Origin of the sequence: Bifidobacterium tsurumiense (assembly GCF_000741765.1) — a bacterium.
In the GTDB taxonomy this organism is placed as follows: Bacteria; Actinomycetota; Actinomycetes; order Actinomycetales; family Bifidobacteriaceae; genus Bifidobacterium; species Bifidobacterium tsurumiense.
The window spans coordinates 234,659-259,515 of record NZ_JGZU01000003.1 but is presented as its reverse complement, the minus strand read 5'-3'; the positions used below and the strand labels follow the sequence as shown (position 1 = coordinate 259,515).

Genomic DNA, 24,857 nt, shown 5'->3' with positions numbered 1-24,857 from the left:
CCCATATAGTTCAGGCGCCGATAATCGTATGGGCTATTACCATCATCGCAGTGCCTAGAATTGCTGTGACCGATAGCGTGAAACCCGCCAGTTTTGCATTGCCGAGCACCTTGTCGGTGAACATGGTGGAGAATATGGCAATGGGGGATAGGCAGCACAAAACCACTGCTTCGCGGATCAATGCGTTGAATGGCAATATGTGCCAGGCGATGAAGGCAAATACTATGGCGCAGGGGATGCGCCATGCCAGCACTTCGAGTACTGTGCGAACGTCATGTCGATTGGCGGGGGCATCGGTGAGCATGCCGACCATAAGCATTGAGCAGAAAGCGTTCGCGGCAGAGAAGGGTTGGGTCATCATCGCCACCCATTGAGGCAGATGGATGTCCAAGCACATGAAGACGATCATGATCAGATATACGTCGAATGAGGGCGAGCCTAGGAATCCTTTGGCCACTGCCTCAAATAGCGATTTTCTCGCAAGCCGTTTTGCCTGTGGGTCAGTGGGCTTGGCATAGGGCACCACAGGTGAGTCTCCTGCATGCTGTTGTGAAAGCGTGATCCCCGGTTGAATATGCAATAACGTCCGGGTGATGACATTGGTTCCTGCCGCAACCATGACACAATTGCCGATATCGAACATTGCAGCGGGGATTATGGCGCTTGATCCAAGGAGTACTTGCAGCATGGGGAAACAGAAGCATCCGATATTGAATCCGGCTCCGTTCAGCATAAGGAAAGCACGATCGGCCACGGGTCGACGCCTGGTGGACAGGAAAATCATAACCGGTGGAAGCGCCGCTGCGATGAATGCATACACCGAGATCCACAACAAACTGATTTCATGTGGATTGGTCGCGAATGAGTAGATGATAGCGCCCGGGAGAATCAAATCGAATTCGGCGGTCTGCAGCACTCGGTAATCCTTTGGGGAAAAAAGCCCGGTGCGTTTGAATACATATCCCGCGGCGATGATGAGCAGCAGCGTAAACGGCTGGATAATAACGGACATAATCTCCTCGGTCTGCGGCGACGATACGCATGGTTGCACAGCAGGTATTGCTTGTGCAAGGTCAACGTTGTTTGTGCACAGTCAACGATAGCCGTGGAGGGTGTCATGAAAGAACAGAGTGCGCGAGATGGGACTTGAACCCACACGTCCGAAGACACAGGAACCTAAATCCTGCGCGGCTACCAATTACGCCACTCGCGCTCTTCAGCCGCATCACGGAGCAGTCCTTGCCCATTCACATGCGGTTATCGGTGTGAGAGTGGAGTGTGAAACACGAAAAACCGTGCACTCCACAACACCTGAGAGCCACTTGACAGAATCGAACTGTCGACCTGCTCATTACGAGTGAGCCGCTCTACCGACTGAGCTAAAGTGGCTTTTTGCCCGAGCAGCATTCGCTACCCGCGCACAAATAGAAAAGTATACCGACGCACAGTGACTTTGTCCACGCGCGTGTTGAGTGGTTAAAAGTGTCGATTTGGCCGAACCCGTGGTATGCGAAACGGCATTATTATTGCGAGCGTTTTGTGATCCGTCGAGTCGCCATTGATTGTGCAGGCATATTGCGGCAGAAAGCCGTTGTTTGAGGGATGCGTGAGAATGGAGCGCATGGATGATGCGATGACTGATGACTGGTATGCCGTTATCCCTGCAGGGGGAACAGGGAGCCGCTTATGGCCCATAAGCCGTCGCAATAAGCCGAAATTCCTCTACGATATTTTGGGGCAGGGGCGCACGCTTTTGCAGTCGACATATGATCGCTTGGCGAGGCGTATGGACCCGGATCATATTTGCGTGGTGACGGGTTGGCGACACGTCGACGAGGTTCGTCGTCAATTACCTCAACTGCCGACTCGCAATATTCTTGCCGAACCGGTGCAACGTGATTCAACGGCAGCCATAGCTTTGGCCGCTGCGGTTATGGCGAAGCGACACGGCAAGCATATTGTGATCGGATCCTTCGCTGCGGATCACGTTATTCGTGGCATGGACGCCTTCGATGAGGCAGTGGAGCAGGCGGTGGTGGCCGCGCGAGCCGGATACCTTGCCACTATTGGTATTGCGGCATCACGACCTTCTACGGCATTTGGATATATTCATGAAGGCAACTCGCTGGCTGATGAATTGCCTGCGGCATCCAGAGCTAGGAAAGTACTTCGTTTCGTGGAGAAACCTGATGCGGTAACCGCTCAGTCATATTTATCCACTGGGGAATACCGTTGGAATGCCGGCATGTTCATGATGCGTGTGGACATGTTGTTTGATTTTTTGAGGTCTCATAAGCCGCAAATCGCAACGGCCATTGAGGAGATCGCCGATGTGATTGTGCAAGCCGATGACGGATCCCAAGATGCTGCTGCACGCATCGATGAAGTCATGGCTAGGCACTGGCATGGCATCGAGAAGATTGCCTTCGACTACGCTGTGGCGGAACCCTTGAGCTTGAACGGAGGCGTTGCTGTCGTCCCGGGAGACTTCGGCTGGGATGATGTCGGTGATTTCAATTCGGTAGCAGCCTTATTGCCAAGCGCGAATGAACGCAATGTCAAAATCGTTGGCAATGAAGATGACGTGGTGTTATTGGACAGTGCAGGAGATGTGGTGGTACCGGCAAGTGGACGAACCGTTGCATTGCTTGGCGTCAACGACATGGTGGTCGCCGATACGCCGGATGCGCTGCTCGTTGCGCCGCGTGCTCGCAGCCAAGAGGTCAAGGATATGGTCAAGGTATTGGCCCAGCAAGGCAGAGGCGAAGTACTGTAGCCAGTGGATGCCTGATAGGCGGATTTGCATTATTACATCGGGTTGATTTCTTCCCGCTGCTGTGACGCAGTCTTGTCCAGAATCAACGCAGCTAAGAATGGTATGAGGATGATGGCTCCGAGCATGAGTCGGATCTGAACCGCCAAAGCGGCCAGCATCAAGGAAATGGCGATCCCCAGTGGAATGAGGAATAGCGGCAGCAGATGCTTTTTACCGCGCCGAACCGCGACAATCGCCAATGCGATCAATGCCCAATCGAATGCGGCGAGATTGAACACAATTCGTGGAATCGGGGCCAGCGGCGATTGCGATGCGCTCGCCTTATCCGTGCCGAGCACCGCTGCCAGAATGCTGTACTGATCGTCGGCGGTCTGCATGGGGTTGATAAGCGATCCCTCAAAAAGCACATAAGCGTGTACGCATGTGCCGAAATTGGCGAAGCATAAAGAGCTCCAATTGCTCAGGAATGACCCCAGATCGCTGCTGGTCAGGGATTCCACCTTATTGCTCATGACAAAGCTGCGTTCGATGTCATAATTGGATGACCATTGTTCCGCAGGGCGGATGGCTTGGAAATACGCATCCGCTTCAGAGGGGAGATTCTGCGGATTGCCATGCAGATTTTCATAATAGATATAGGAAACCTGCATCAAAGGAACTCCCAGCATTTCGGTTGTGGGAGAAGGCGTTGCTTTGAGTCCGTAATCGCAGTAAGCGCCCCACGCAACGCTGAGCGAGACGAATATCAAGAATGACGCCATCAAGCGTTTCCAATAATTGCGAAATGCGATCAGCAAGAAGACGATTATGGCAAATACGAAGAGAAAATTGTTTTTACGCAGCTCATTGGTGACGAAGAGCGTCAATCCAAGACCTGTCAAGAACCAAGGACTACGCAGTATTGCCCCATGTGAGTCAATCGCTTCGAACACTTCTATGCACAGCAGCAATGTGAAACCTGCGCAGAGCACATCTTTGGTGCTGGAAACTGCATATGCAGGGAACAGGGGAAAGAAAGTCCATGCCAGTGTTGTTATAAACAAGGCCGTCCGACTCACCCGAGAGGAGAGCACCATCAAGGCAGTGATGATACAGGCGGAGAAGATGAACACTTGCAAAAGGTTGGCAAGCCGCAATTCGTTGCGTGCAATGAAGCCGAGAAAGAACGTGTCCAATATGGAATGCTGTTTGTTGAAGGTCCAGGTGGCGTATTGTTGCCGCTGATCCGAGGCATCAGGCGAGTCGATGCCGGGAAAGACCACTGCATAGGTGAGCAGGTTGACAATAAGCGGCGCGAGAATGAACCAATGTTGGTGCCACGAGAAACGGAGATTGCGGGTTGCAGGTGTGTTGCTGATGGTATCGGTCCCGGCATTGCCCATAGATGCGGTGTTATATGAGCTCAATCCCGCATTTGTCCGTCTACTTGAATCCATGTCCTCTATCTTAAAGAAACGATGTGAAGGTTTACGGGGCTGGGCAGCATGGAGAACAATCCTCTACATTCTGCGAGGGAGCAGGACAGAGTGCATACGTTTGCATGCCGGAAGATTGCAGGCCCGTCGCTGTCCTATTTCATGAGTACCGTGTGAAGAGAAGATACCGGCGTGCAATGCTGTAACGGTATGGCACCGACGCACAGGTGCCGCGAGTCAGAGGCGCGCCGCTTCGTCTGATGATGAAAGGACCTAGTAACCATGGCCATCAATCCTCCCGTTGACGCAACGCAGACCCCTGCTTGGGCTGCACTGCAGAAGCATTACGATGAACTTCAGGCTGAGGGCATCAATCTCAAGCAGTGGTTCGCTGATGATGACTCCCGTGTGGAGAAGCTGAGCTTCGAAGCTGGCGATCTGCACTTCGATCTGTCCAAGAATCTGATCAAGCCTGAGACTTTGAAGCTCTTCGCTGATCTCGCCAAGGATGTGAAGCTGGAAGAGCGCACCAAGGCCATGTACACCGGTGTGCATATCAATAACACCGAAGACCGCGCAGTGCTGCACACCGCATTGCGTCGCCCCGTGGAAGACGAAGGCAAGTACATCGTCGACGGACAGGACACCGTCAAGGATGTGCGCGAGACCCTCGACCGCATCTATGCCTTTGCTGAGAAGGTGCGTTCCGGTGAGTGGACCGGCGTTTCAGGCAAGAAGATCACCACGGTGGTCAACATCGGCATCGGCGGTTCCGATTTGGGTCCCGTAATGGTGTACGAAGCATTGAAGCCATATGCTGATGCAGGCATCGACGCTCGTTACATCTCCAATATCGATCCTAACGATCTGGCGGAGAAGACCAAGGGTCTTGACCCTGAAACCACGCTGTTCATCATCGTCTCCAAGACCTTCACCACTCTGGAAACCCTGACCAATGCCCGTGAGGCACGCACTTGGCTGCTCGAAGAGCTCAAGGCTGCAGGCGCCATCGACGGTTCGGACGAAAAGTCCGCTGAGGCAGTGCGCAAGCACTTCATCGCAGTGTCCACCAACCTTGAGAAGGTTGCTGAATTCGGCATCGATCCAGAGAATGCATTCGGATTCTGGAACTGGGTTGGCGGTCGTTATTCCGTTGATTCCGCTGTCGGCACCTCTCTCGCAGTGGTATTCGGACCGGCACGTTTCGAGGAGTTCCTGCACGGATTCCACGAGATCGATGAATACTTCGCCAACACGCCTTTTGAGAAGAACGTCGTGGTTCAGTTGGGCATGCTGAATGTGTGGTATCGCAACTTCTTCAAGGTCGCTTCCCATGCTGTGCTGCCTTATGACCAGTATCTGCATCGCTTCCCGGCATACCTGCAGCAGTTGACCATGGAGTCCAACGGAAAGTCCGTGCGCTGGGACGGCACCCCTGTGACCACCGAAACCGGTGAGATCTTCTGGGGCGAGCCTGGCACCAACGGTCAGCACGCCTTCTATCAGCTGATCCATCAGGGAACTCAGCTGATCCCCGCTGACTTCATCGCATTCGTGAATACGCCAAACCCCGTCAAGGATGGCGATCAGGATGTGCACGAGCTCTTCTTGGGCAACTACTTCGCACAGACCAAGGCATTGGCCTTTGGCAAGACCGCCGACGAGGTGCGTGCTGAGGGAACTCCTGAGGAGATCGTACCTGCTCGCGTGTTCACCGGTAACCGCCCGACCACTTCTATCTTCGGTGTGGCGCTCACCCCATTCGCAGTCGGTGAGCTGATTGCTCTCTATGAGCACATCACCTTCGTTGAGGGCACCGTTTGGGGCCTTGACTCCTACGATCAGTGGGGTGTTGAACTCGGTAAGCAGTTGGCAAAGCAGATCACTCCTGCCATCTCCCAGGATGATGAAGCTTTGGCTGCTCAGGATGCTTCTACGCAGAGCCTGATCAAGTTCTATCGTTCCAAGCGTGAGTTCTGATTGAGACGTTATCGTCGCCAAGCCGGCGATAGCCGTTGATATTCGAGGCCTGTTCGCATGATTGCGGCAGGCCTCGAATCGTTTATGCGTTGGATTATGCCTTAGGGTGACCTGGTTGTCATTGCGGAATCTCCCACTCAGAGAACACTGATCGTGTGCGATGCATGAGCTTGTCAAGCATTGGATAAGACGAAGACTCATGCTCAGAAACTCAGACTGTCCCGCATATTCGGTAAAATCGTCCGTTGCTATGCCGAGAAGCGTGATGCCGCATAATCATGCTTTTCTTTTGGTCCAGCCGGAACGGTCACAAGACTGCGCAGTAGCGGTTTTCGGCGGATTGGCGAAACTTTGCAGGCAAACCTGTAAAGAACAAATAGGCGTGTGAATCCGAATGGATGAATCGTGCAATGCGCGGGCACGCCCCAACCAGTGCACTGATATGCGGCAGTGACCGAGGAATAGCATGGTTAATGCTGTTGAGGCATTTGATGCCAAGCATATGAAGGCTGCCGAGGAGATCCCGGCATTCCGTCCTGGCGACACCGTTGAGGTCAACGTCCGGATCAAGGAAGGTAACAACTCCCGTATTCAGGCATTCACCGGTGTGGTGATTGCCCGTCACGGAGCTGGCGTGCGTGAATCATTCATCGTGCGCAAGATCAGCTTCGGAACCGGCGTTGAGCGTCGTTTCCCGCTGCACTCTCCGGCAATCGATTCCATCAAGCTGCTGCGTCGCGGTCGCGTGCGTCGTGCGAAGCTGTATTACCTGCGTAAGCTGCGCGGTAAGGCTGCTCGTATCGTTGAGCGTCGTGACAACAGCGCCAAGGCTGCCTGATCATAGAGCTTTCGCGAAATTTGCGATGAACGGTCTGATTCCTAACCCGGAATCAGACCGTTTTTGCATAGAGGGACGCTATGATGGAGTCCGTGCATGCGTGGCACGGTGGCAAAGGTAATCGAGATGCCGCAATGTGTGGCGTATCGATGTGTAACCGCACCTAGGAAGGGACATGATGCCTGTTCGATCTGGTCATGCAACGGCTGGCGTTGTCGATGGGGAAGCCACGACATCCGAAGAGCATGATTCGCGCATACTTGCCATTTCTGACCACGGGGTGGATCCTTCCCCTATGCCGCGCGGACGTCATATGCGCAGTGAAGCGGATGACCAACAAGGCGGTGGATGGGGCAGCCTGCTGATTTGGTGCGGGGTTCCAATAATCGTCATGCTGCTGATTCGTATGTTCCTGTTCGGATTCTATGTGATTCCTTCGGGATCGATGCGTGACACGATTGAAGTCGGTGACCGTGTGATAACCACTTTGTTGGCTCCCAAACATATCGCTTTGCAACGTGGCGATATTGTTGTGTTCACCGATCCGGCGAATTGGTTGCAATCAGAAGACAATACATATGGCAGTAACAGATTGATCAAACGGTTGATTGGAATGCCGGGGGACACGGTGGCGTGTGCGGGGCCTGGCCAGCCCGTGACCATCAACGGTGTGGCCATTGATGAAAGTTCCTACATTCGCCCAGGAGTGGATCCCAGCAGCTTTGCGTTCAATGTGACCGTCACTGCTGATCATGTGTTTGTGATGGGTGACAATCGTTCAAATTCCGCAGATTCCAGATATCATCAGGATGATGGATCCAATGGCTTGGTTCCTATCGATGATGTCGAGGGTGTGGCACTGTTCACCTATTGGCCGATAAGCCGAATGGGTGTGCTTGATGCGCATCATGAGGTATTTGAAAACGTGCCAAATGGCAATGCGCAGTGATTCCGGTTCGTGGAATCCAGGAGTCATATGAAAACAGTTGAAGTGCCCACTTTGGATCTGGAGCAAGCGATTGCAGACCAAGGGGCTGATGTGATAGTGGGATTCGACGAGGTCGGTCGAGGGGCTTTGGCTGGCCCGGTAATGGTGGGCGCAGCGGCGATATGGTCGCGTGATGCCTATGACCTGCAAGTGCCGGTCGGTGTGGCGGATTCCAAGTTGCTTACTGAACGCAAGCGTGAAGCGATGCTTGATGAAGTGGAGTCGTGGTGTGCGGCCTTTGCCGTAGGGCAGGCGAGTAATACGGAAATCGATGAGTGGGGCATATCTCATGCTCTTGGCATCGCGGCATTGCGGGCCCTGCGCGATGTGGAAATACAGCTCGGCATGGGTGCTTCGGCTCATGACGGTGGTCCCACATGCAATGGGGAAGGGGCTTCACGTTGGCAAATCGGTGCGATTCTCGACGGTCCGCATGACTACATAACGAAGGCATTGGACACCTTTGACGCGCCGGATGTTCCTGTTGCGGCAAAGGTCGTGACAAAAATAAAAGGCGATCGATCCTGTGCGACGGTAGCTGTGGCGTCGGTTATCGCCAAGGTGACCAGAGACAGACTCATGGTGGATATTGCGCGTGGGAATGCTCGATACGCACCATATGCTTGGGAACATAACAAGGGTTATGGTTCTGCGGCGCATCGGCAGGCAATTGCGCAATTTGGACCTACACCATTGCACCGTATGAGCTGGCATCTTGTGTGAACGCTCACATGATGTCAGAAACAGAGGTAGACTGCTTGTAGCTGTTTGTGGACAAGGTATGTGCAAGGAGGCGCCATGGTGTCGGCTGGTTCTGGGGGAGGCAAGCGTCGTCCGTCCATGTTTGAGGTGGCAAAACTTGCCGGCGTTAGCCATCAAACGGTATCCCGCGTAATCAACGATTCTCCGGATGTTTCTGCAGCGACACGTGTGAAGGTGCAGCGCGCAATCGATGAACTGGGGTATCGCCCCAGCAATTCGGCCCGTGCCCTTGCCTCACACCGCTCACGAACGATTGGCTTGATTGCGGGAGGGCTCAGGTTCTTCGGGCCGATTTCGGCAATTTCCTCTTTGGAGTCCACGGCTCGTTCCCATGGATTGTTCCTTTCTGTTTCCATGGTTCATGAAGCCTTATGCACGCAGGCCGAATTCGACGGTTTATGCGACACCTTCGGTGAGCAGAACGTGGATGCGCTTGTTTTGCTCACTCCCACGGATGTGATGTTCCGGGCTGCTTGCCGGGCGCCCATTGCCCAACCTCGGGTTATTGTGACATCTACTCACGGCAAAATGAGCGTTCGAGAGGGTTTGGCGCTTGCACAGGCAGAAGGCAGAGGTCCTACCGCGATTGTGGGCATGGATCAATGGGGTGCGGTAAGCCAGGTCGTGCAGCTTATTGCCAATCTCGGTCATCGCAATGCGTTGTATTTCGCAGGTCCTCAAGATTGGCGTGACGCCACGACCAGATTGCATGCCTGGAAGGCTCTGTCTGTTACTCGATCGATACGCTCCACGGTGATTCACTGCAAGACTTGGGAATCTTCTGAGGCCTATGCGCAGATGAATCACATGCTCGATTATTACGGTTCCATTGGGTCGTTGATTCCAACCGTCGTCGTCACGGCAAATGACAGTCAGGCTGTGGGTGTTGCCCGTGCTCTGCATGAGCATGGCGTGCGCATTCCACAGGATGTGAGTTTGGTTGGTTTTGACGATATGCCAGCCATGGATAACCTATTCCCGCCACTTGCGACAGTGCGTCCTGATTTCGAACAGTTGGGTGTGGCGGCAATGCGCGAGGTGTTGTATTTGCTTGGAGAGGGCAGTGAAACGAGTTTTCCTGCATCTTCGCACGGCGTAGGGTTGATTCCCGCACAACTGATCAAACGAGGATCTTTGGGGCCGGTTCCACGGAGATAGCCCATAGATGGCACATTGTGATGCGTGGATGTGGGACGGGCCGTATATGACACGGGGCGTAGCCATATTTCATTGAAATGAGCGCTGGTTTTCGGCAATACATTTACATCGATGCATATGTTGGTGTTACAGCAATCAGATTGATTCATCGGCGTGTTCGTTCCAATAGCGCTCAATGTAATGGACGACCCGAAGCGAGTTGAGGGATTCTTGCTCCGAGAGTTTGCGGTTTTGATTCAGGATGGATACAATGATTGAGGAATGTGAGCGCTCACAATCATTCAACGGCTATTAGGTCGACGAAGAAGTTGACGGCACTCCACAGGTATGCGAATAAGCCCGTATGGTAAGGGCTCAGCAAGGAGCGGCAGCATGGCAACGACGCAAAACGCCTCGGACAAGGTGGCCTCCATCGCGGAAAAGATACGTGGTGGAAAAACATCCTTGGGCATCGAATTTGGATCGACCCGTATAAAAGCAGTGCTTATCGATGACACCTATGCCACCATCGCAGCTGGTGAGCATGGTTGGGAAAACCATTTGGACAATGGGCTGTGGACCTATCCTCTGGAGGAGGTATGGGAAGGTGTGCAGGATGCGTTTGCGGGTCTTGCACATGATGTGGAAACGGCATATGGCGAAAAGCTCACCCGTATCGGAGCCATCGGCTTCTCTGCCATGATGCATGGATACCTTGCCTTTGACGGACAAGGTGAATTGCTTGTTCCGTTCCGAACATGGCGCAATACCAATACTCATGAAGCACATGAAAAGCTCTCAGAGCTCTTCCAATATAATATTCCGGAACGCTGGTCCGTCGCGCATCTCTATCAATGCCTGCTTGACGGCGAAGATCACGTGGGCAAGATCGCCTATATGACCACCCTTGCAGGATATGTGCACTGGAAACTCAGTGGAGAAAAGGTGCTCGGCGTGGGTGATGCTTCAGGCATGTTCCCCATCGACCCTGAAACACACACATGGGATACGGAACTTCTGGATAAATTCCGTGCATTGCCGGAGGTCGCTGCACAACCTTGGAATATCGAAGATATTCTTCCCGCACCTTTGGTCGCAGGGCAGAAAGCCGGCACCTTAAGCGAAGAGGGAGCCCGTCTGCTCGACCGAGTGGGGTGCTGCAAGCCGGAGCCATCATGGCCCCTCCTGAAGGAGATGCCGGCACCGGTATGGTTGCCACCAATTCAGTTCGCGTACGTACCGGAAATGTTTCCGCGGGTACCTCGATTTTCGCAATGGTGGTTTTGGAGCACAAGCTCAGCCGACTGCATCCAGAAGTGGATCTGGTCACCACTCCTGCAGGCGATCTTGCGGGGCATGAGTCATGCCAATAACTTCACTTCGGATCTCAACGCCTGGGTGAAACTCTTCGGCCAATTCGCCCAAGCCGCAGGTATCTCGCTTGATGCAGGAACCTTGTATGGAACCCTTTTCCGTGCAGCCATAAGCGACGAGGCCGATGATGACGCGGGTGGATTGCTCAATTATTGCTTCTATTCAGGCGAATTCCTCGCTGGTCTGGAAGAAGGGCGTCCGGTATTCGCCCGCGGTCCGGAGTCCAATATGACACTTGCCAATTTCATGCGCGCACAACTGTTTGGAGCATTTGCTCCGGTGAAAATCGGCATGGATGTCATGACCAAGGATGAATTCGTACGCGTGGATTCCTTGGTGGGGCATGGCGGTATTTTCACCACGCCAAAGGTTGCTCAGAAGATTCTTGCAGCAGCGTTCAATACTCCAATCAAAGTCATGTCGACCGCTGCCGAGGGTGGCGCTTGGGGAATGGCAGTGCTTGCAGATTATCTGTGGCACGCCGATACCGAGTTGGCTGATTATCTTGATGAGCGCGTTTTTGCAGATTCTCAGTCCACCACGGAACAGCCGGATGCCAAGGATGTTGTTGGCTTCGAACAGTATTTCTCCAGATTCATGGAGGGACTGCCCATTGAAAAGGCCGCAATACAGGCCATTCCGTTGGAGCGTGAATAAATCTCTGGTTGCACTTGGCTCTGATCGGGGATTCTTGGATAGCCCGAAATCAGAGCTATGGCAGTAGTCATTCGATAACGAACCAAATCTCAAGAAAGGATTGTTGTTATGGTGTCTTTGGCTGATTTTGGTCCTGAGGTCAGGGCTGAGGTGAAGCAGGTGCGTGAGGTGGTTGCCTCGTTGCATGAGCAGTTGATCAAGTGGAATCTGGTGGTGTGGACCGCGGGGAACGTGTCGCAGCGTTTGCGTACGGCTGATCTGATGGTGATCAAGCCTTCGGGTCTGCGCTATGAGTTTTTGACGCCGTCCTCGATGGTGGTGTGCGATCTGGATGGCAATGTGGTGGACGGGTCTGAGTCGCCGAGTTCGGATACTGCTTCGCATGCGTATATCTATCGGCATATGCCTGATGTGTTCGGTGTGGTGCATACGCATTCGACGTATGCGACTGCGTGGGCTGCGACGGGTCGGGAGATTCCGTGCGGGTTGACGATGATGGGTGATGAGTTCGGCGGTCCGGTGCCGGTGGGTCCGTTCCGTCTGATCGGTTCGGAGGCGATCGGCCGTGGCGTGGTGGAGACGTTGGAGCGTTATCCGAAGTCTCCTGCGGTGCTGATGCAGAATCATGGTCCGTTCACGGTGGGGAAGGATGCCGAGGCGGCGGTGAAGGCGGCCGCGATGACCGAGGAGGTGGCTCATACGATGTGGGCCGCGAGCCAGTTGGGTGATATCATCCCGATCGCCCAGGAGGACATCGACAAGCTCAACGACCGCTACCAAAACGTCTACGGACAACACTAAATCCGTGGTTTTCTTGCCAGCCGAGTCGCGGTAAGGAAGCCCAATACTGTTCAATACCCTAACAAAGAAGTAAAGGAATAATTATGACCATGGCAAATCCCTTTGAGGGCAAGGAAATCTGGTTCGGCGTAGGTTCGCAGGACCTCTATGGCGAAGAGGCATTGCGTCAAGTCGCGGCACAGTCCGTGGAGATCGTGGATGCTCTGAATGCAACCGGCGCCATTCCTGTCAAGCTGGTGCTCAAGCCCACGTTGAAGTCCTCTGATGCCGTCAAGAACTTCATGGTGGATGCTTCCGCTGATCCTTCCTGCATTGGTGTCATTACTTGGATGCACACCTTCTCTCCTGCGAAGATGTGGATTCGCGGGCTTGAAGCTTTGAAGAAGCCCCTGTTGCAGCTCAATACGCAGCATCATTTTGAGATTCCATGGGAGACCATTGATATGGACTTCATGAACCTCAACCAGGCGGCTCATGGCGATCGCGAATATGGTTATATCGTCACCCGCTTGGGCGTTCCTCGCAAGATCGTGGTCGGTCATTACACCGATCCTGAAGTCGCTCAGAAGATCGGCACATGGGCCCGTGCCTGCGCTGGTTGGGATGCGTCCAACACCATGAAGGTTATGCGCTGGGGCGACAATATGCGCAATGTTGCCGTTACCGAAGGCGACAAGACCGAAGCGGAGCGCGTATTCGGCGCATCCATCAACACCTGGGCGGTCAACGAACTGGTCGATTATGTCAATCGAGTCAAGGACGACCAGGTCAAGGCGCTTATCGAGGACTACAAGACCAAGTACGATATCGCTCCGGAATTGCTGGATGCTCGCTATGATGCACTCTTCACCGCAGCCAAGGAAGAGGCTGGCATGGTGAATATGATGAATGACAACGGCACCACTGCAGGCGTTGACAATTTCGAGGATCTGGGCACACTCGGACAGCTTCCAGGCGTCGGTCCGCAGCGTTTCCCATCCGAATATGGCTGGGGATTCTCAGCAGAGGGTGATTGGAAGACTGCAGTGCTGGTCCGTATCGGTGCGGTTATGGGTTACGGCCTTGAAGGCGGTGCCTCATTGATGGAGGATTATTCCTACAACTTCGCGCCGGGCGCCGAAATGATCCTCGGTTCCCATATGCTTGAGGTCTCGCCATCGGTTGGCACAATCGCCAAGCCAAAGCTCGAGATTCACCCTCTCGGTATCGGCGGCAAGGACGATCCGGTTCGTCTCGTCTTCACCGTGGCTCCTAAGCGTGATGCCGTTGTGGTCTCCATGTCTGATGTGCGCGAACGCTTCCGTCTGCTCATGAATGTGGTCGATGTGGTTGAGCCCGCAGGTTCACTCAAGCAACTGCCATGCGCTCGTGCACTCTGGGAGCCGCGTCCAAGCCTCAAGGAATCCGCGGAATGCTGGCTGCGCGCCGGTGGTTCACACCATACCTGCATGACCACTTCCGTTGGCCGTGAAGCATGGGAGGATTTCGCCCGCATCGCAGGTGTTGAATTGGCCACAATCGACGAGAACACCACGCCTCGCGAGTTCGAACGCGAGTTGGAAATCAATGAAATGTACCATCGTTTGAACAATCGCCACTAAGTAAGAAGTTGCGTGACCGCTGTTATGGGAGTGGCATCGGTCACATAACACTAGGTGACGGTGGATTCCAGTCCTGCTATGCAAAGGTGTTGCACGGCGTCAACGCAATGCCCCAGCATGATCGGTTCAATGCGAATCCGTCATTCGTGGTAACACAAAGCCGGAAGGAACGAATCCTTCCGGCTTTTTTTTGTATTCGCAGCCTTGTGCTGGAATGTATTTGGCCTATACCTGCCAATTTGGTATTGGCTGCAAGGCCAGCACTAGAGATAGATGGTCCAACGTATTCCTTCGCTCATGCGGCTGGCTATTTCTTGAATTCGTACAGATTGCGTTCTATGGTGTCTGCGAATACTTCAGAAACTTTGGGGCGAACAACTTTCAATGACGGCGTCAAGCAACGGTTGTCCTGAGTGAACTGCTGATCGAGAATGACGAATTTGCGCACTGATTCCGCACGTGACACTCCTTTGTTGGCCTTGTCGATATAACGCTGAATCTCTTCGCGAACAGCAGGCTCCTTAGCGGCTTGAGCAAGGCTGAGATCCGCAGGCAATCCTCGGGATGGCAACCATTGTGCCAAGGCATCGGAGTCCAAAGTGATCAGCGCACCGACAAACGGTCGGGCGTCGCCGATAAGGACCGCGTGTTCCACGATCGGACATTGGGAGATATCCTGTTCCATGGGGATAGGGGATATGTTCTTGCCGCCGGCGGTGATGATAATGTCCTTTTTCCTGCCAGTTATTTTCAGGTGGCCTTCCTCATCCAAGGAACCCAGATCACCAGTGCGCAACCAACCATCTGCGGTAAAGGTGTCCGCAGTGGCTTCGGGCAAATGATGATATGCCCGGAAAATATTGTCTCCCTTAAGCTGCACTTCTCCGTCATCCGCGATTCGCACAGAGCCACCGGGGGCAGGCTGTCCGACCGATCCGATGAGATTGTCGTGAACGCGAGTCACCGTGAATGGTGCTGCGCTTTCTGTCAGGCCATAGCCCTGAATCATGCGCAAGCCGATGCCTGCATAGAAATGGGCGAGATCTTCGCTCAAGGGTGCGCCTCCGCAGGCCACATAACGGATATTCGGGCCCAATGCACCGCGGATTGAGCGATATACCAAAGTCTCAAACGCCACATGCTCCGCTGCCTGCTGAGCCGTAGGCCGTGTACCTTCAACCTGCATACGTGACCATTCGCGTGCAGCAACCGTAGCCTTGGCGAAAATGCGACCCTTCAAACCCATGCCGGCCTTTTGGGACGCCGCGTTATACACCTTTTCAAATACTCGAGGAACGCCGAGCAAATAGGTAGGACCGAAGGAACGCAAATCAGGAAGCAAGGTCTTGGTGTCCGGGAGATATCCGACCACACCATCATCAGAACCAATTGAGCAATACTGCACATAGCGGGCAAAGCAATGAGCGAGAGGCAGGAACAAGAGCAGACGGGGGTGATCATCGGCAATCATTTCGGGAACGCATTCATAGCCTCCTCTGACAATCGAGAGGAAATTGCGATGGGTGAGTTCAGCACCTTTTGGAGCGCCGGTGGATCCTGAAGTGTAGACGATAGTAGCCAAATCGTCGGCATGAACCGAATCGATGCGTGCTTGGAGCTCCTCGTCGGAAACGGACACTCCAAGGCCTTCCAAAGCCCCCAGTGCATTGGCGTCCATCATGAGCACCCGCTCAAGCTCAGGGCAGCGTTCAAACACGGAATCAAGACGGTCGTAGCGATCACGATTATCGGTAATGGCAAGTTTGACTTCGGCGTCGTTGATGATTCGCTCGGCCTGCGAGGCGGAATCGGTATCGTAGATCGGCACATTAACCGCGCCAATGGCGGCAAGAGCGAAGTCGAGAATTCCCCATTCGATGCGCGTGGAAGAAAACAGCGTCACTGAATCGCCTTTGTTAATCCCCAAGGCGATCAAGCCTTTCGCGCTCTCCAATACTTGGCGATGGAATTCAGCAGTGGTGACGGTTTTCCACTGGCCCGGAGCGGTTTTGTATGAGGCGATTGCCGTTTGATCGCCGGATCGTTCGATACGGTCGGTGAGGAGTGAATAAAGGCTTTCATCGTCCCGTACGGTGACGGATCCAGGAGTGGTGTATTCGCGAAGCATGCCGATCCTTTGGTGTGTTATTGAATAGTGCGCAGATGTATGCTGATGCATCGAGCAACCTTTCGACATTCTATGAGCCTCGTTTGGGAAATCCGCTGTGAAAATCAACAGAGTTAGCCCGACGTATTTGGGGAACATCACAATATTCATGCGTAATCACTCTGGTGCGCATACGCCGATTGAACTATTCTTCGATGAAGTGAACTATGAGCGAACTGTGCGAAAGGATTTTCATGGTCGATAAACGCCTGTTCAAACTGGCTCCTGGCACAGGACGACTGGTATTTGTGAAAACGGTATGTCTGTGGGTTTCTTTGCTGGCCGACATCGCATTTTCGTGTGCGCTGGTTTGGGGATTGGGCAATGTGCTATTGCATATGGGCATGGTGCCAAGACCACTTTCTGACTCGTGGTCGGTTGCTTTGCCCGTAATCCCTGACAATATTGGATTGATTGCAGCGGTATGTGTGCTGTGCGCAGTGGTCAAGTATGCCGCCACACGATTGGCCGCACGAGCCGGCAGCGAGGCAAGCGAACGGGTCAAGGCGGCTCTGCGTGAGACGCTGTATCGCAAGATGATCTCTTTGGGGCCTTCGTATTCCCAGCGGGTCCGCACCTCTGACATAGTGCAATCAGCAGGAGAGGGCATTGAGCAGATTCAAAGCTTTTTTGAGCTGTTTCTCCCGCAGCTTTTCTTCTCTATAGCGGCTCCCATAACCCTATTCGCCTTCCTCCTTCCCGTAAATGGCCCGGCTGCGACGGTTTTGCTGATTTGTGCGCCGCTGATTGTCATCATCGTGGGGATGGTTGCCATGCGGGCATCCCGAATGTTCAGGAAATACTGGGGAAAATACACCGATATGGGTGCTGCCTTCCTCGATAACGTGCAAGGTTTGGAAACGCTGAAGACCTTTGATGCAGACGATCATGCCGCGGTGGTTATGGATGAGAAGGCCGAAGAATTCCGCGTTATGACGATGAAAGTGCTGCAGATTCAGTTGCGTTCGCTTTCGGCCATGGATTTGGTGGCATATGGAGGAGCTGCGGCTGGAATAGGCGTTGCTATTTGGCAGGTTTCCACGGGGTCATTGGGTATTGCCGAAGCTTTGCTCATCGTTTTGCTCTCTGCAAGTTTCTTCCTGCCTCTGCGCCAATTGGGTTCGTATTTCCACGTGGCGATGAATGGCATGACATCAACCAAACGAATATTCGCGCTATTGGATACCCCTGAACCTCAACACGGCAGTCTGCGTTTGCCGGCATTGGGCGATGGACTGACCGTGGAATTTGACCATCTTGGATTCACATATGGGGAACACGTTGGCAAAGAAGGGCATGACGGGAATGTGAATGCGTCAATCCGCAAGGATGATGCCGAATCAGCAATATCGAATGAGCATGCCGCATTGCATGATTTGAGTTTCATGGCATATCCAGGGACGCTGACCGCCATCGTCGGAGTGAGCGGGTCCGGGAAATCCACTGCGGCATCCTTGCTTTCCGGTTCTTTGGTTGGCTATTCCGGGTCGTTGTCGTTAACATATCCCATCTGGCATGAGTCGAAGAAGCTAGAGCTTCGCGATATCGATGAGCCATCATTGCATGCAGCGGTTACCTTGGTGGGTGCGCAAAGTCATCTGTTCCAAGGCACGGTTCGAGAGAATTTGCTGATGGCCGATCCTGGCGCCAGTGATGAGACCATGTGGAAAGCGCTGAAAGCCGCAAGGATAGATGACGTTGTGCAAGCCAGCGGCCAAGGACTCGATATGGCCATCTCTTCGGGCGGTGAGAATCTGTCCGGAGGTCAGCGCCAGCGTCTGGCCATTGCCCGCGCCTTGCTGCATAACAGTCCAATCATGCTCTTTGATGAAGCCACCAGCAGTGTGGATGTTGAAAGCGAAGAGAAGATACTGGATGCCATCCGTGAGTTAGCGCGCAACAAAACCGTGCTGATGATCACCCATCGCATAGCCAATGCCGTGAATGCTGATCAGGTGGTGGTATTCGAAGATGGCAAGGTCATCGAAACGGGCACGCATCAGCAACTTCTTGTTGCCGATGGGGCATATGCAAGGATGTATCGCACCCAGCGCAGTGTTGAAGAGATACATGCAGAACGCAGCGATATGGAGTCAAAGACCCCTGTAACTGAAAGCGTTGAGGCACCAAGAGATCGGCATTATACCGCTGATGCAGCAGATAGCAAGCTTGTTGCTGCCGATGTTGCAAAGGATGAGCTGTCACGCGGTCGAGGTGAGAATGAAAGCGGTAGCAATAGCAAAATAGTTTCCCGTTTGCTGGGGCAAGTCAGGCCTTTGACAAGATATATGGTTGCCGCAAGCGCTGCCGGCACTTTGGGGCACTTGTCCGCGACCATGCTGCCGGTTTTCGGCATTATTGCGGTGCTGGCTTATATGGGATACCCCGTATGGTCAATGAATGCAACAGCCGCAATAACAGGCATGGCGGTGTGTGCGATTCTACGCGGTGCCATGAGATATCTCGAGCAGTACATGAACCACAATGTGGCATTCAGACTGCTTGCCTTATTCCGATCCAAGGCTTTCGCTGCATTGCGACGATTGGCTCCTGCCAAGCTCACAGGCAAGGGAAAAGGCGATCTGATCGCACTGATCACCACTGATGTGGAATTGCTTGAGATATTCTTCGCACATACCATTTCGCCGGTTGTCATTGCGACGGTATCCACTGCGGCCTATGCCGTGCTGCTGCTTTCGCTCAATCCTTGGATGGCATTCGCACTCTTGGTCTCTCATGTGCTTATTGGCGTGGTGTTGCCGCGTGTGTTTGCAGGATGGGTGCGTAATGTCGGTGCCCAGTTGCGTGGCGATGCTTCCAAGCTGGATGATCTGATGTTGGACGATATGCGTGGCCTGGATGAGATTATTCATTTCGGTCAGGGCGAGACTCGGGTGCAGTCCATTATTCGCGGCACCAAGGAGCTTTGGAAGCGTCGCATACGCTTGAGCAATTGGATCGGTAGGGCATCAGGAGTCAGCTCCATCTTGGTGATGGCATCGACATCGGCATCGATTGTGATTGCGTTGCTCTGTATCGCCTCAGGAAGTTCTGAACCGGCCAATATTGCATCTGTGGTGCTCTTCGCAAGTTCATTTGGTCCGGTTCTGGCATTAAGCGCCTTGCCAGGAAACCTTACGCAAACATTTGCAGCTGCCCGTCGATTGTTCGCATTATTGGATGAGCAGCCTGCAATCGAGGAACAAGGCGCGCTCAAACCTGGATACGACGGTATGAGTATGCATGATGTTCGTTTCGGTTATGGTCTGTCTGAAACTTCTGGTCATACCATTGCTGAGTCGTTGGTTTTGAATGGTTTTTCACTCGATGTGCCTGCTCGCGGAATTCTTGGGCTGAAAGCGCCATCGGGCAGTGGAAAGTCAACCGTTTTACGATTGCTCATGAGATATTGGGATCCGCAGGAGGGTGTCATTGTGCTGTCTGGTCAGCCTTTGCCGGAAGTGGATGCGCATCATCGCCGTCAACTGCAAACCATGATGAGCCAAGAGACCTATCTTTTCGATGGCACTATTCGTGATAATTTGCTCATTGCAGATGCACATGCGGATGATGAACAATTGCGGACAGCGCTTGAACAGGCCTCTGTATTGGATCTGGTCGACTCATTGCCTCAGGGGCTTGACACTCAGGTCGGGGAATTGGGCGGTCGAATGTCAGAAGGCGAACGCCAGCGTATCGGATTGGCACGCATGTTCCTTCGCCACGCTGACCTCATGCTTTTTGATGAGCCGACCAGCCGATTGGATGCGCTGAACGAAGCAGTTATTCTGGCCTCACTCAGACATCTTGCCGATGAGCAGGATGTCGCCATGGTTTTGGTATCACATCGCGACTCCACCATGCGCATCGCGGATAAGGTGAGTAGAGTATGAGTCGATTTCAGGATTCACATTCCACGTATGTGAATCCTGAATCATCTTATGCGCAATGAAACAGTTACCGGAAACAAAGCCACAGTTCTATTTGCGTAGCTTGTTGTTGTTACGTTTTCTCGTAAAAGGAAATACAATAATGTAGGCAAGAGCTCTAATGGGAGTTACCTAAAGTAGTGCAAAAGCAGATATCATGGTCAGGTGCTGAACATTGCGGTTGTTGAAGATGATATCGTCTCAGCGCAGATTGTGCATGAACACATCCAACGTTATGCAAGGGAACATGATGAATCAATTCTGTGCAAGACATTTCCTGATGGTTCGTTGTTCATCGAGCAATTTGAGCAGCAATTTGATCTAATTCTGCTAGATATTGAAATGCCACATATGAATGGCATGGATGTAGCGCATGAGGTCAGAAGCATCGATGATGATGTGGTACTCATATTCATAACGAATATGGCTCAATATGCTATCCAGGGATATTCTGTGAGGGCCTTGTCATATTTGTTGAAGCCAGTGAATTACTATGCATTTGCAATGGAACTCGAACAAGCGGTCCAATTGATTACCAAGCGACGGGCAATCCAAAAACGGTCGATTATCCTTAGTGTCGAACGTCAGACAGTTCGTCTTGGGCTGGATGAAATACGCTATGTTGAAAGTCGACTCCACAATCTAATTATCCACACGTCCAAGGGAGTGCTCACGCTGAGAAAGTCGATGAATGCTATTGAAGAGGAGATTCACGATTCATCGTTTGCACGATGCAACGTGAGCTTCCTAGTGAATCTGGCACATGTAAACGGGATTACTGCAGATAAACAGGTCATAATCGATGACGGAAGCCATATCAACATCAGTAGGCAGAAATACAAGGGATTCATGTCAGCATTATTGACGCATTATGGGAGTGGGCAGGATGCACATGCTTAATTTGCCCATAGTGACCTTAATGGGAATTGCATCAGTCATTGGCCTAGGAGACACGCATTTCAACAAGCGTGCTTTGACTCATGTACTGTCATCTATGACTATCATTGCAGCAATTATGGCGTCGTCAATCTGGTTTGAATTATCACTGATTAGTTTTGATACGAGTTCCACATCGTTAGAAGCTCCAACTAGCCAGTTGCTGTTGGGGATATTTGCCGTGTTGTGGTGCACGAGATGGCAACAAGGCATATATATTTGTGTTTGGGCCCAGATTGTGGCATCTATCTTTTCTGAACTAGTTGACCTGTTATCAATGTTGGCGAGTGATGTTGCTCAGCCAGTTTTGCGCATTGTCTTGTCCATTGTTGTCTGCATACCCGTTTATTGGGTCTGCCGCATATGGTTACGGCCGGTATTCGTTATGCCCGAAAGTCGTGATGAAGCAAGACAAAAGGTAATTTTCGCCTTTATCGTGGCAGTGATATTTATTTTGCTTTCCAATTATCAATTAATATTCCTACTTATTGGTTCGCGGGAACATTCTTTGATGATTCCGGCTTTTCGATTGCTTACTGGAACTCTCAGTTTGTTGGCGCTTTATCTGCAAAACGACATTGATAGAAGACAGCGGGTGCGTACTGAGCTACTCACTATGCAGCAGTTGTGGGAGACGAAGAGATCTCAATACGAGATATCTAAACAGACAATTGATCTCATCAATCGAAAGAGCCATGATCTCAAGTATCATATCGCAGCATTCAAGGCAATGAATGAAAAGCAGATTGTGGATGGAGCTTTTCGCAATATAGAGCGATCTGTTTCGATGTATGATTCTTCGGTGCATACAGGCAATCCAGCTTTGGACGTGGTATTTACAGAGAAAAGCCTGTATTGCGAATCGCAAAATATTGCCTTGATGTGCATGGTTGATGGCAAACAGCTTGATTTTATTGATCCGACTGATATGTATGTCATTTTTGGCAATGCACTTGATAACGCAATAGAAAACGTCAAGGGAAATGCCGATGTTAATAAGCGGATTATCCAGGTAAATGTTTCTGGTCGTGGGAATCTCATCGTGGCTAGTGTGCGTAACTACTGTGATACGCCTGTCGCTTTGATCGGAGGGCTGCCGAAGACCAGCAAAATTGGGGAAGCGGGCTATCATGGATACGGCATTCGCAGCATCCAATACACTGTGGAACAATATGGAGGAGCGATCAAAGTTGATGTTTCGGATAATACTTTTACGCTTCAGATGATTTTTCCTGCCCCGATGCCATGAACCGATGTCCCTTATAACGACGTATATGATGTGTCATGGGGATGATGAACAACGATGTTCGGCTGCACACCCACAACACTTAAAAAGACTGTATTTGCAAATAGCCTTTCGGAGTAGTGTCGATATACAATGCTTGCAATGAAAATGTGGTTGGATACCCCGATTTGGAGGAGTTGTAGGCATCCAACCACATGAAATGCCGCATGAAATCTATTTGTCCATCACTGGCCATTAACGGTGATAGACAATAGATAAGGTGAATCAAACGGCACGGTTATTGTTTTTGGCACGGTCCATCATGACGCCTCTGATTATGCAGAGCGCGAAGACACACCAGCTTACTAGAGATATCAAGAGAGATGGCATGAGCACATTGCTGTTTGTTCCCGAAGTCAATATGTAGCCTATGGACCAGCTTAATATCTGTACATCTTGTACAGCCAATAGGTAGACGGCAGTTGACACTATACCAATAGAAGCGCTTGCTACTATGAGTATGAGCCAGATGATATTGCATACTGCAAATGCATTGTTTTTAGGCATATTACACATTTTGCGATTCCTTTTTTGCAGATGGGGTAGCGAAACACCAAGCACGTACGGGCAAGGCTATGAAGATGGCTATTTCCATCCCCGCCAAGAGCAGATTGCCGAGTATCCACATCCATTGCCAATAAACGTTGTAGCGATCGCTGACTTCTGTTGCTTTACTGTTGGCATAGACATAGAGGATATTTTTTGCTGCTCGCTGCATTTGGGCAATACCGAAAGCGCTATCCAATGTCGCCGATGTGTACCCGCAGTCACCACTTGCTCTGGTGAGCATCATATCGTTACCCGCTGCAATGGCATAGTCGGGGAGCATATAATAATCCCCGCCGGGTCCTACGCCATCAGTTATGATTTTGCCTGTGAATCCCCATTCTTCACGAGGTAGCTCATCGCACAATGCACGGGTAGCCGAACTCCAGGAAGTTCCGATACGAGATAGCTCAGTCATTAGACCTGTGCATTTAGCCTTTTTGATGGCTAATTCGAATGGTCGTGCATAGATTTCGCGCAATGCCTGTTCATTGCACCAGTTTGCAGCGCCATCGCGGTTTGTATCTTGGGTATTGAGTAAGTAGTGCTTTGCATATACATACACACCTTGGTTCTGCATACCGGTTATTTCGGAAACAGCCAGAAGACCTGAAAGCGTCGGGTCTTCGGAGAAATATTCGAAATTGCGTCCACCGAATGGAGACCTATGGGTATTCAAGGCGGGGGCGTAGATGCCCACGATTCCCCATGACAGGGCTTCTTTGGCATATGTGTCACCCATTTCTTGCACGAGTTCCGGATTCCAAGTCATGCCCATAAGTACTTCAGATGTATAAGTGTTCATAAGGGTATCCGTGAAATTGAACCCATTCAAGCCTTGTGGTCCGTCGATGTCTACAGTTGCTTTTTTGCCCACCGATTCGATGGCAGAAGTTTGCCAACCAGCATTGCCTGTCAGTTCAACCAGTTCGTCAACGCTCATCTGCTCGACTAATTTGGTCCAACGCTCATCGTTGTAATCGGCTCCACTGAGATCATCAACCTTTAATCCATTTTTTGCACCGGTGGTGGGCATCTCAATATCTTCTTGTGTGTTTTCCAAAGCAGTAGATCCAGGGCCATTGGCTCCAGTCTAGCTTTTACCGCTGTAGGAATGGAAGTCGGGTTGAGACGGCGTTCTTGATTGGGGAAGGTGCCGGAAAAATCTGCACGTGATAGGTAATGCATGTTTGTTTCCATAGAACCTGCGTCGGCAAATTCTTGCTGACTTACAGCTGCTATCTCATCGGTGGAACGTTTTCCGTCATGATCATCGTCGTACACAATGGTGTTATCAAGATCATAAGTAAATGTGGAAGCGTTGTTCTTGATTGTATGTGCGTCCGTACGTAAGGTGAAGGTATAGGTACCTGCATCCATAACGTATGATTGTGCGTTGCTGTAGTCAAAAGAAGCCATGTCGTCGAATGTCATGGTGAGCTGAACTTCTTGAGAATCGCCAGGTTTCAGAAGGTCGGTTTTTGCAAAAGCGCCGAGGTTTACCGCCGATTTCTCAATACCGCCTTTGATATAAGGGGCACTGTAATACAGTTGGACCACATCTTTTCCAGCAACATCGCCGGTATTAGTCACTCTTACTGTTGCAGTGACTTCTCCGCCTTGACCTCCAACATGCCAATTTTCTAGTTGCCAATCAAAGGTGGT

Annotated in this window: 16 protein-coding genes, 2 tRNA genes and 1 pseudogene; 12 read left to right on the top strand and 7 right to left on the bottom strand. The window is 51.9% G+C overall.

The window, feature by feature from the left end:
• Positions 1-10 precede the first annotated feature (10 nt).
• The 3 genes from BITS_RS01855 to BITS_RS01845 form a co-directional block, all read right to left on the bottom strand.
• Positions 11-1,012, bottom strand: coding sequence for an AEC family transporter (locus tag BITS_RS01855; RefSeq protein WP_026642827.1), 1,002 nt, complete (start codon positions 1,010-1,012; stop codon positions 11-13).
• Between the two features lie 119 nt (positions 1,013-1,131).
• Positions 1,132-1,213 (bottom strand) — tRNA-Leu (locus BITS_RS01850).
• Positions 1,214-1,316: 103 nt separating this feature from the next.
• Positions 1,317-1,389, bottom strand: a tRNA-Thr gene (locus tag BITS_RS01845).
• A 232-nt stretch (positions 1,390-1,621) separates the two neighbouring features.
• Here BITS_RS01845 and BITS_RS01840 point away from each other — a divergent pair.
• A complete protein-coding gene (locus BITS_RS01840) occupies positions 1,622-2,776 on the top strand; it encodes a mannose-1-phosphate guanylyltransferase (RefSeq protein WP_026642828.1) in 1,155 nt (384 codons plus the stop codon).
• A 32-nt stretch (positions 2,777-2,808) separates the two neighbouring features.
• Here BITS_RS01840 and BITS_RS01835 read toward each other — a convergent pair whose 3' ends face one another.
• Positions 2,809-4,212: a DUF6020 family protein gene (locus BITS_RS01835; RefSeq protein ID WP_152571228.1), complete on the bottom strand. Its 1,404-nt coding sequence runs from the start codon at positions 4,210-4,212 to the stop codon at positions 2,809-2,811.
• Between the two features lie 261 nt (positions 4,213-4,473).
• On the opposite strand from BITS_RS01835, the gene pgi reads away from it, so the two are divergent.
• The 8 genes and pseudogenes from pgi (at position 4,474) to araA (ending at position 14,329) form a co-directional block, all read left to right on the top strand.
• Positions 4,474-6,171 carry a glucose-6-phosphate isomerase gene (gene pgi / locus BITS_RS01830; protein ID WP_026642830.1) on the top strand — a complete coding sequence of 566 codons (1,698 nt, stop codon included), beginning with the start codon at positions 4,474-4,476 and terminating at the stop codon, positions 6,169-6,171.
• 466 nt (positions 6,172-6,637) lie between these two features.
• Positions 6,638-7,009, top strand: coding sequence for a 50S ribosomal protein L19 (rplS, locus tag BITS_RS01825; protein ID WP_026642831.1), 372 nt, complete (start codon positions 6,638-6,640; stop codon positions 7,007-7,009).
• A gap of 295 nt (positions 7,010-7,304) precedes the next feature.
• Positions 7,305-7,958, top strand: a complete 654-nt coding sequence (lepB, locus tag BITS_RS01820) for a signal peptidase I (RefSeq protein ID WP_420795447.1) — start codon at positions 7,305-7,307, stop codon at positions 7,956-7,958.
• 27 nt (positions 7,959-7,985) lie between these two features.
• A complete protein-coding gene (locus tag BITS_RS01815) occupies positions 7,986-8,720 on the top strand; it encodes a ribonuclease HII (RefSeq protein WP_026642833.1) in 735 nt (244 codons plus the stop codon).
• Positions 8,721-8,837: 117 nt separating this feature from the next.
• A complete protein-coding gene (locus tag BITS_RS01810) occupies positions 8,838-9,917 on the top strand; it encodes a LacI family DNA-binding transcriptional regulator (RefSeq protein WP_044259258.1) in 1,080 nt (359 codons plus the stop codon).
• 372 nt (positions 9,918-10,289) lie between these two features.
• A pseudogene (locus tag BITS_RS01805) lies at positions 10,290-11,927 on the top strand (xylulokinase).
• 108 nt (positions 11,928-12,035) lie between these two features.
• A complete protein-coding gene (locus tag BITS_RS01800) occupies positions 12,036-12,728 on the top strand; it encodes an L-ribulose-5-phosphate 4-epimerase (protein WP_026642836.1) in 693 nt (230 codons plus the stop codon).
• 83 nt (positions 12,729-12,811) lie between these two features.
• The gene (gene araA, locus BITS_RS01795; RefSeq protein WP_026642837.1) at positions 12,812-14,329 is read left to right on the top strand and encodes an L-arabinose isomerase; all 1,518 of its coding nucleotides are present in this window, start codon (positions 12,812-12,814) and stop codon (positions 14,327-14,329) included.
• Between the two features lie 307 nt (positions 14,330-14,636).
• Here araA and BITS_RS01790 read toward each other — a convergent pair whose 3' ends face one another.
• On the bottom strand, positions 14,637-16,457 hold the full coding sequence (locus BITS_RS01790) for an AMP-dependent synthetase/ligase (RefSeq protein ID WP_026642838.1): 1,821 nt from the start codon (positions 16,455-16,457) through the stop codon (positions 14,637-14,639).
• Positions 16,458-16,690: 233 nt separating this feature from the next.
• Here BITS_RS01790 and BITS_RS01785 point away from each other — a divergent pair, with 233 nt between their 5' ends.
• The 3 genes from BITS_RS01785 (at position 16,691) to BITS_RS01775 (ending at position 22,610) form a co-directional block, all read left to right on the top strand.
• The gene (locus BITS_RS01785; RefSeq protein ID WP_026642839.1) at positions 16,691-20,389 is read left to right on the top strand and encodes a thiol reductant ABC exporter subunit CydD/CydC; all 3,699 of its coding nucleotides are present in this window, start codon (positions 16,691-16,693) and stop codon (positions 20,387-20,389) included.
• 201 nt (positions 20,390-20,590) lie between these two features.
• On the top strand, positions 20,591-21,325 hold the full coding sequence (locus tag BITS_RS01780) for a LytR/AlgR family response regulator transcription factor (RefSeq protein WP_026642840.1): 735 nt from the start codon (positions 20,591-20,593) through the stop codon (positions 21,323-21,325).
• A gap of 19 nt (positions 21,326-21,344) precedes the next feature.
• Positions 21,345-22,610 carry an ATP-binding protein gene (locus BITS_RS01775; protein ID WP_160249594.1) on the top strand — a complete coding sequence of 422 codons (1,266 nt, stop codon included), beginning with the start codon at positions 21,345-21,347 and terminating at the stop codon, positions 22,608-22,610.
• A 544-nt stretch (positions 22,611-23,154) separates the two neighbouring features.
• Here BITS_RS01775 and BITS_RS09420 read toward each other — a convergent pair.
• Positions 23,155-24,255: a glycoside hydrolase family 3 N-terminal domain-containing protein gene (locus BITS_RS09420; protein WP_238556520.1), complete on the bottom strand. Its 1,101-nt coding sequence runs from the start codon at positions 24,253-24,255 to the stop codon at positions 23,155-23,157.
• Positions 24,198-24,785 (bottom strand): fibronectin type III-like domain-contianing protein, encoded by a 588-nt coding sequence (locus BITS_RS09415; RefSeq protein WP_238556519.1) that lies wholly within the window; start codon positions 24,783-24,785, stop codon positions 24,198-24,200. The genes BITS_RS09420 and BITS_RS09415 overlap by 58 nt, the downstream gene beginning before the upstream one ends.
• Between the last annotated feature and the right edge of the window lie 72 nt (positions 24,786-24,857).